The sequence below is a fragment of the Kitasatospora sp. NPDC057518 genome, from assembly GCF_042802075.1.
GTDB lineage: Bacteria > Actinomycetota > Actinomycetes > Streptomycetales > Streptomycetaceae > Kitasatospora.
Genome location: NZ_JBHVEU010000466.1, coordinates 1 through 7,032, shown reverse-complemented (window position 1 = coordinate 7,032; position 7,032 = coordinate 1). Strand labels below are relative to the sequence as shown.

Here is a 7,032-nt window from a genome sequence, read left to right as displayed (position 1 = left end):
GCCTGGCTGGCCGCCGCCGCCCTCGCGGTGGTGCTGGCGCGGCTCTGAGCACACCCGCCGGACGGGTGCGGTGATCAGAGGGAGGCGCTGATCGAGGTGCCGGTGTGGTTGCCGGGCACGGCGGTGAGGTCGAGGTACTCCGGGGCGGTCCAGGTGCCGTCGCCGTGACGGGAGGTCAGCAGCACCCTGTTGTCGGCGGTGGCGACGGCGAACCGGGCGTCGGTGTCGACGGGCGCGGCGCTGACGCTGGTCCCGGCGGCGCCGGCGAGGGAGTCGAACGGCCGCCAACTTCCGTTCGCGTAGCGCACGGTGTGGTACTGCCCGCCGCTCGTGACGACGGCGACGTCGAGGTCCCTGTCCTGCGGGGTGACGGCGACGCCGGTCACCGGCGCGGTGGCCCCGGCGGCCCCGGCGACCGACGTCCAGGAGGACCAGGCCCCGGACGCGAAGCGACGGGTGTGGGAGACCTTCCCCCCGGACACGGCGGCGATGTGCAGCTCCCCGCCGCGGACGCCGGCGGTGGCGATCGACGTGATGCCGGTGAGCGGCCCGGTCTCGTCGGTGACCACCCCGAAGACGCTCCACCGGCCGTTCGCGGGGCGGCTGCTGTGCAGGAGCCGCCCGTTCGCCACGACGACGATGTGCAGGGCGCCGTCCACGTTGGCGATGGAGACCTGGGTGATGCCGCCGAGGTCGGCGACGGTGGTGTTGAGGTCGACGAACTTCTGGCCCCAGCCGCCGTCCAGGTTGTGGACGGCGTAGTGCAGGTGCCCGTCACCGCCGAGCGCGAGGACGTGGGTGTCGCCGTCGATGCCGACCGAGGAGACGGCGCGCACTCCGCCGATGTTCCCGGCCGCCGCCTGGACGTCCTCGTACGGCGTCCACGAACCGTCGTAGAGACGGGTCGTGAGGTACAGGTCGGCGTCGCCGCGCACCAGGGCCCGGGTCTTCCAGCCCCAGGACCTGGCCCGCACCTGCTGGACCCAGCCGGAGACGTCGTCGACCCGGGCGCCGTACGCGCCGGTGCGGGTCTCGCCGGCGGGGGAGCCCAGGCAGCCGCCCTGCCAGGAGCGGGAGGCGACGGCCACCAGCTCGGCCCTGCCGCCCGTCTCGCGGACCACCGGGGCACCGGTGTCGCCCTTGCAGACCGCCGCGCCGCCCGTGCCGGTGACGCCGAGGCTCGTCGCGCTCACCGTGTCGAGCGAGAACGCGCCGGTGTGCAGCTTCAGCGGCGCCCACTCGTCCCTGGTGCGCCCGTACCCGGGCACCCGCAGCGGCTGCCCGGCGGCGGGGGCGGTGGAGGCGACCGCGATCGGGGCAATGCCGTCGACGGGCGTCGCGAGGCGGGCCATGACCAGGTCACGGCCCTGGTACGGCACCAGCTCGGAGACCTCGGACGTCTTGCCGCCGGAGGTGGTCAGGTCGGTGCGGCCGACGGTGGCGGTGGTCTTCCACTTCGGCGCACCGGCGGCCGGGGCCTGCGGCTGCGCCGGGTCGTCGGCGAAGCAGGAGGCCGCGGTGAGCACCCAGTTGCGGTCCACCAGGGCGCCGGTGCAGGTGCGCAGGCCGTCGCCGATCGCCAGGCGGGCGGTGTAGGCGTAGGAGCCGTCGGCGGCGGCGTCGCCGACCACGGCGCCGGCCGGCGCGCAGGTGCCCAGCACGCCGGCGGCGGTGGCCGCGGCGAGTACGCCGGTGCGCCAGGAGCGGGACGGGGTCTTGCGGGGCATGGGGATTCCTCTTCGGGTCGGTTCCGGGCCCGGGTCGCTTCCGGGTTCCGGGCTCGGGTTCTGGGCGCAGGTTCCGGGTCGTTCCCGGGGGTCAGTACGAGAAGGCCCACTTCTGGGTGGGGAGGTCGTAGAAGGTCCACTGCTGGGCGCGGGCGCCGTCGGTCGTGAGCGAGTCGTCGATCTCCAGGCACTTGCCGCTGTTGCGGTTCCTGAGGGCGTAGCCGCCGGCGGCCTTGACGAGGTCCCACTTCTGGGTGGGGAGGCTGTGGAAGGTCCACTGCTGGGCGGGGGCGCCCTCGGCCAGGAGGGAGTTCTCGATCTCCAGGGCCTTGCCGCTGTTGGCGTTGCGCACCTCCCAGGCGTCGTCGGCCCAGTGGAAGGTCCAGCGGGCGGTGGGCAGGCCGTGGCAGGTCCACTGCTGGGCGCGGGCGCCGTCGGTCAGGAGGGAGTCGTCGATCTCCAGGCACTTGCCGCTGTTGGTGTTGACGAGCGGGGTCGTCCAGTCGAGGGCGGCGGTCTGCTGGATCCAGCTTCCGAGGTCGTCGGTGCGGGTCTCGTACGCGCCGGTGTGCGTGGTCGGGGCCGCGCCGAGGCAACCGTTCTGCCAGGAGCGGCTGTTGAGGGCGGCGAGTTCGTAGTGGTCGCCGACCTTGCGCAGGGCGGGGCCGCCGGTGTCGCCCTTGCAGACGGCGGCGTCGGCGGGGGATTTGGCGGCGATGGCGAGGCCGGTCGGCTGGACGGTGCCGACGGTGAAGGCGGCGCTGTGGAGCTTGTCGGGCACCCAGTCGGCCCTGGTGCGGCCGTAGCCCGTCACCAGCAGCTCCTCGCCCGGGGTGGGGGCGGTGGTGGCCACGGCGAGCGGGTCGACGTCGATGACCGGGTTGACCAGGCGCAGCATGACCAGGTCGCGGTCGGCGCGGGGGACCAGTTCGACGACGTCCCGGACCTGGCCCGCCGTGGTGGCGAGGTCGGTGCGGCCGACGGTGACGGTGGTCCTGAGCGCGGGCGGGCCGGCCGGGACGGTCGTCGGCCGGGCGGGGTCGTCGGCGAAGCAGGCGGCGGCGGTGACGACCCAGAACGGGTCGACGAGCGCGCCGGTGCAGGAGCGTCGGCCGTTGCCGATGTCCAGTTTGGCGGTGAAGGCGTAGGAGCCGGCGGGCGCGGCGTCGCCGACCACGGCGCCGGCCGGGGTGCAGGTGCCCAGCACGCCGGCGGCGATGGCCGCGGCCAGTACGCCGGTCCGCCAGGAGCGGGACGGGGTCTTGCGGGGCATGGGGATTCCTCTTCGGGTCAGCGGGCGACGGTCCGTCGGGCGGGGCCGCCGTACCGGGCGTTCGCCGGGGTCGGTACGAGTCGGTGCGGTCAGCCCGTCGTGGGGATCTGGCCGACGATGGACCAGCCGGACCAGGCCCCGTCGCCGGCCTTGGTGGCATGGGCCATGACGCCGTCGGTGCCCTGGCCGAAGACCTCGGCGGTCCGGGTGTCCGGGTTGTAGACCGCGGCGGGGGAGCCGCCGAACTTCCAGCTGCCAGTCATGGTCCAGGCCGACCAGCCGCCGGTGCGGCTCCACGTCGCCCGGTACATGGAGGCGTCGGTGCCGGTGGCGAACAGGTCGAGGGTGTTGGCGAGCGGGTTGTGGAGGATGGCGGGGGTGCCGGCGAACTTCCAGTCGCTGGGGCCGATCACGTACCAGCCGGACCAGCCCTCGCCGTTGGTGTTGTAGAGGTGGGCCATGGTGCCGTCGGTGGTCAGGGCGAAGACCTCGGCGGTCCTGGTGTCGGGGTTGTAGACGGTGGTGGGGACGCCGCGGAACTTCCAGGTGCCGGTCATGATCCACGGTGTCCAGCCGCCGGCCCGGTTCCACATCGCCCGGTAGATGGACCCGTCGGTGCCGGTGGCGAACACGTCGAGGGTGTTGGTGACCGGGTTGTGGACGACGGCCGGTACGCCGACGAAGGCGCCTCCGGGGTTGAGGGTGAACCAGCCGTGCCAGCCCGCCCCTTCGGTGTTGTAGAGGTGGGCCATGACGCCGTCGGCGCGCAGGGCGAAGACCTCGGCGGTCCTGGTGTCCGGGTTGTAGACGGTGGTGGGGGAGCCGCGGAACTTCCAGTCGGCGGTCATGATCCACGGTCCCCAGCCGGTGGCTCGGCTCCACGTCGCCCGGTAGATGGACCCGTCGGTGCCGGTGGCGAACACGTCGAGGGTGTTGGTGACCGGGTTGTGGACGACGGCCGGTGAACCGGTGAACCGCGCGCCGTCGCCGAGGACGTACCAGCCGGACCAGCCCTCGCCGTTGGTGTTGTAGGCGTGGATCATGGCGCCGTCGCTGCGCAGGGCGAAGGTCTCGGCGGTCCTGGTGTCCGGGTTGTAGACGGTGCTGCGGCCCCCGGAACGGGCGGCGACCACGGCGGACCAGGCGGACACGGCCTGCTGGATCCAGCCCCCGAGGTCGTCGGTGCGGGTCTCGTACGCGCCGGTGCGGGTGGTCGGGGCTGCGCCGAGGCAACCGTTCTGCCAGGAGCGGCTGTTGAGGGCGGCGAGCTCGTAGCGGTCGCCGACGTGTCGTAGGGCGGGGCCGCCGGTGTCGCCTTTGCAGACGGCGGCGTCGGCGGGGGCCTTGGCGGCGATGGCGAGGCCGGTCGGGTCGACGGTGCCGACGGTGAAGGCGGCGCTGTGGAGCTTGTCGGGCACCCAGTCGGCCTTGGTGCGGCCGTAGCCCGTCACCAGCAGCTCCTCGCCCGGGGTGGGGGCGGTGGTGGCCACGGCGAGCGGGGTGATGTCGGTGACGGGGGTGGCGAGCCGGGCCAGGACGAGGTCGCGGTCGGTGCGGGGGACGAGCTCGGCGATGTCCCGGACCTGGCCGGTCGTGGTGGTGAGGTCGGTGCGGCCGATGGTGGCGGTGGCCTTGAGGGCCGGCGGGCCGGCGGGGACGGTCGTCGGTTGGGCGGGGTTGTCGGCGAAGCAGGCGGCGGCGGTGACGATCCAGTACGGGTCGACCAGGGCGCCGGTGCAGGCGCGCTGGCCGTTGCCGATGTCCAGCTTGGCGGTGAAGGCGTAGGAGCCGGCGGGCGTGGCGTCGCCGCTGACGGCGGGGGCTGGCGTGCCGGACAACAGGGTGCCGGCGAGGGCGGCGGCGGTGACCGTCCCGGCCGTCCATGCGGATCGTGGGCGTGAGCGAACCATGAGGTGGCTTTCCTTCGTCTGCCGGGCGGTGGCGGTGGCGGTAGCGCCGGGGAAGCGCGGACCGGGGGTCACGCTGTGGCGGTGATCTCCAGCAGGCTGAACAGGCGCCCCTGCGGGTCCGTGCTCTCGCCGACCGACGTCCAGATGTTCTTCTTCACGTCGAAGGACTTGTTCTCGGTGCCCGTCCGCATGTCGAGGCGTACGGCGTAGTCGTTGCCCATGACCATGAAGACGGAGGGGATCTCAAGGCTCAGTCGGCCGGTCGGGCCGCTGACCTGGAAGCAGAACTGGCCGTTGCCGACCGGGTCCGTGACCGCGTTGCCCCGAGCGCGCACCTGGATCAGGCCGGGCCGGCCGTCGCAGGTGACGAGCAGGATGTGGCCGTCGCCGCTCTTCAACCTGATGCCGCGCTCCTGGAAGATCTTGTCGGCGTTCGGGTAGGCGAAGTCCTCGACGGCCGGCGGCGGGGTGTCGTCCGCGGTGGCGGTGGTCCCGGTTCCGGCGGGCACGGGGGCGGCGCCGACCGTGGTCAGACCCGTCAGGGCGACGGCACCGGCGACGGCGCCGACGGTCAGGCAGCGAATCAAGGGCTTCATGCTGGTGGGGCCTCCTCGTACGGAATTCCACGGGCAAGGGAATGGTGTGATCGGAGTAAACGACGCATCGGCCCGGGCCTGCGCAGGGCGCTTCGCCATCGGATCGGAGGCCTATTGGTATCACGGTCGCCGAGTTCCGTAAAAGGGTCGGGTTCGAGCCAATATTGCGGGCGGAGTGGCCTGCGGAGATCCCCTTCGGAATCCGCAAGCTCGGCCGCATGACCCTCTTGAAGCGTCTCTGACCAGCCACTTCTTCGGCTCGACGGCCCGGCGTGCTCGATCCGTGGCATGGCTCGTGAATTCAGTATCGGGCCCGTGGGTTCACGACCTGTGCGACAGTTCGACAGGTTGTTGTAGACGGTTCCGAAAAGGCTTCGAATTCCAGTCGAAAAGCACTCAAGGAATTGAGGAGAAATGGTCGATAAATTATCCGGGACCATGTCCCCGCCTATGCGCCTCCGGCGCGCCCGGCTGACCGCGGTGACGGCGCTGTCGCTGGCCATGGCGGTCTTCGGCACGACGGTGGCGGCGGCGGTCCCCGCCGATCCCGGACCGGCGCCGCTGCCCGCGGGCGCGCGTGCCCAGGTGGTCGAGGCGTGGATGGCCGGCGGGTCGGCGGTCAGGGACGCCGCGGCCGCCGCGCTGGTCGGCGGCGATGCCCAGATCGGCGACTTCCTGGCCACCGGCCTGCGGCGGGCGACCGCCGAGGACGAGCGCTTCGCGGTCCTGAAGATGCTCTCCTTCTCCGGTGCCGGGGTGCGGGCCGCCGCCCAGCAGGCGCTGAGCGGTACGGACGAGCAGCTGCACCAGTTCGTGTTGACCGGCTATCAGGCCCCCCTGAAGGAGGACCAGACGGTGGCGACCGTCGCCACCACCAACACGGGTGGCCGTGCGGTCCAGGAGGCGGCACAGAAGGCGCTCAACGACGGTTCTGCCAAGGCGCTGACGGACTTCCTCGGCACGGGTCTCGCCCGGGCCCGCAAGGAGGACGACCAGGTCCAGGTCGCCAGGGTCATGGCGACCGGCGGCCCCGAGGTGCAGAGGCTCGCGCAGCGGGCCCTGAGCGGAACTGCCGACGACATCGCGGACTTCCTGGAGAGCGGGCTGGAGCTGGCCCGTGCGCGTGACCAGGAGACCCTGACGATCAGCCAGCTCGTCGAGGCCGCGACGGAGGCCGGCAAGCGGGCCAAGGCCGAGACCGACGCGGCCAAGGCGGCGGGCGAGCGCGCGCAGGAGGCTTCCCGGCTGGCCAAGGAGGCCGCGCAGAAGGCCGCCCTGGAAGCCGAGGCGGCCAAGAACGACCTGGTGAAGGCGGGGCAGGCCGCGAACCGCGCGGCCGAGGCGGCGCAAGGCGCGGCCAATGCCGCGCGGACCGCGATCCAGGCCTCCAACACGGCGGTGGCCGCGGCCCGGACGGCGGCGAACGCGGCCCGCGGCGCGGCCAGTGCCGCGGCGGCCGCGAGTCAGGCCGCCACGCGTGCCTACCAGGCCGCCTCCGCGGCCCGCCAGGACGCCGGCCAGGCGCC

At 73.1% G+C, this 7,032-nt stretch carries 5 protein-coding genes; 1 reads left to right on the top strand and 4 read right to left on the bottom strand.

What is annotated here, in order from left to right:
* Positions 1–74 precede the first annotated feature (74 nt).
* From ACFU7Z_RS33305 to ACFU7Z_RS33290, 4 genes are all read right to left on the bottom strand, one after another.
* Positions 75–1,727: a trypsin-like serine protease gene (locus ACFU7Z_RS33305; RefSeq protein ID WP_380781631.1), complete on the bottom strand. Its 1,653-nt coding sequence runs from the start codon at positions 1,725–1,727 to the stop codon at positions 75–77.
* 91 nt (positions 1,728–1,818) lie between these two features.
* Positions 1,819–3,000, bottom strand: a complete 1,182-nt coding sequence (locus tag ACFU7Z_RS33300) for an RICIN domain-containing protein (RefSeq protein ID WP_380781629.1) — start codon at positions 2,998–3,000, stop codon at positions 1,819–1,821.
* Positions 3,001–3,089: 89 nt separating this feature from the next.
* Positions 3,090–4,910 (bottom strand): trypsin-like serine protease, encoded by a 1,821-nt coding sequence (locus ACFU7Z_RS33295; RefSeq protein ID WP_380781627.1) that lies wholly within the window; start codon positions 4,908–4,910, stop codon positions 3,090–3,092.
* A 68-nt stretch (positions 4,911–4,978) separates the two neighbouring features.
* Entirely contained in the window at positions 4,979–5,506 is a 528-nt protein-coding gene (locus tag ACFU7Z_RS33290; RefSeq protein ID WP_380781625.1) for a hypothetical protein, read from the bottom strand.
* Between the two features lie 450 nt (positions 5,507–5,956).
* Here ACFU7Z_RS33290 and ACFU7Z_RS33285 point away from each other — a divergent pair.
* On the top strand, positions 5,957–7,032 hold a 1,076-nt coding region (locus tag ACFU7Z_RS33285), incomplete at its 3' end, for an ALF repeat-containing protein (protein ID WP_380781623.1).